Origin of the sequence: Blastococcus sp. KM273128 (assembly GCF_021698975.1) — a bacterium.
Taxonomy (GTDB): domain Bacteria; phylum Actinomycetota; class Actinomycetes; order Mycobacteriales; family Geodermatophilaceae; genus Blastococcus.
On record NZ_SSXA01000155.1, the window covers coordinates 1 to 1,558 of the forward strand.

A 1,558-nucleotide genomic window follows, 5' to 3' on the forward strand; every position below is an offset into this window, starting at 1 on the left:
CGCAGAAGGGCATCCGCTGGATGCGACTGTCTCACGGTTCGTCGGCGTTGTCGGCGACGTTCGATGACCCGAATCTCGTGTCGGTCGCCGGACTGGCCCCGGTGGTCGCGCTCGCGCAGTCGTGCCGGCTCGGCGACCTGGTCGGCGACAAGCTCACGCTCAAAGCTCCAGGCGGGGTGAACGCGCAGCTGAAGGTGCCGGCGCTGGTGGCCGGGATGGTCGCCGGCGCGGACTCCATCGCCGACATGGACCTGCTCCGCCACGGCGGCATGAACCGGCTGTTCGCCGGCATCCGGGCCCCATCGACGCTGGGCACGTTCCTGCGGACGTTCACCTTCGGCCACGTCCGCCAACTCGACAGCGTCGCCGCCGCGTTGTTGACCGCGCTGGCCCACAGGACGCCGCTGCTGCCCGGCGCCGACCAGGTCACCTACCTGGACCTGGACGACACCATGCGGGAGACCCACGGCTACGCCAAGCAGGGCGCCGGCTACGGCTACAACAAGATCAAGGGCCTCAACGCGCTGCTGGCCACGATCTCCACCCCGCTGGCGGCGCCGGTGATCGGCGCCGCCCGGCTGCGCAAGGGGGCGGTCAAGTCCGCCCGCGGCGCGGGGAAGCTGCTGGGCGAGGCGCTGGGCACCGCCCGGGCGGCCGGCGCCGGCGGCCCGGATCGCCGCGGCCTGGTGCTCGTGCGCGGCGACTCGGCGTTCTACTGCCACGACGTCATCGCCGCCGCCCGCCGCGGCGGGGCCCGGTTCTCGATCACCGCCCGGATGGACGCCGCGGTGAAGAAGGCGATCGCCGCCATCGGCGAGGACGCCTGGACGCCGATCCGCTACCCGCACGCGGTCTGGGACGAGCAGGAACAGTGCTGGATCTCCGACGCCGAGGTCGCCGAGATCGGCTTCACCGCGTTCACCTCCCGCCGCAAGACCGACCACATCCCCGCCCGGCTGATCGTCCGCCGGGTCAAGCGGCTCAACCCCGCCTCGGTGCCGACCGGCCAAGGCGAGCTGTTCACCGCCTACCGCCACCACGCGGTGTTCACCGACAACCCCGAGCCGATGCTGGCTGCCGAGACCACCCACCGGCAGCACGCGGTCATCGAGCAGGTCAACGCCGACCTCAAGGCCGGACCGCTGGCCCACCTGCCGTCGGGGTCATTCGCCGCCAACTCCGCCTGGCTGGTGCTCGCCGCGATCGCGTTCAACCTCACCCGCGCCGCCGGCGCCCTGGCCTCGGCCTTCCACGCCAAGGCCACCACCGGCACGATCCGCGCCCAGCTGATCGCCGTCCCGATGCGGCTGGGCCGCTCCGCGCGGCGGCTGCGGCTGCACCTGCCACGTGACTGGCCCTGGCAGACCGCCTGGACCCAACTGTTCGACGCCACGCTCGGCCCACCGGCAGCGGCCTGACCGACCACCGCCCGCAGGGCCCGACCGGAGACCAGCAGTGGAAGAGCCGGACAGACCGGCGGCTGCTTCACGCCCGCACCGGCTGACCAAGATCAGATCAGAGGCCGACCGAGCCGACCAAGATCGACGGTGGATCGAGG

Annotated in this window: 1 protein-coding gene; it reads left to right on the forward strand. The window is 72.5% G+C overall.

The features are described from left to right. Positions 1-20: 20 nt before the first annotated feature. Complete coding sequence (locus E9529_RS21365) at positions 21-1,418, forward strand: IS1380 family transposase (protein WP_236833267.1); 1,398 nt, start codon at positions 21-23, stop codon at positions 1,416-1,418. Positions 1,419-1,558 lie beyond the last annotated feature (140 nt).

Excerpts from the sequence above, each read along its gene's own strand:
- E9529_RS21365 (WP_236833267.1), top strand. The coding sequence starts at position 21 with ATGCGACTGTCTCACGGTTCGTCGGCGTTGTCGGCGACGTTCGATGAC.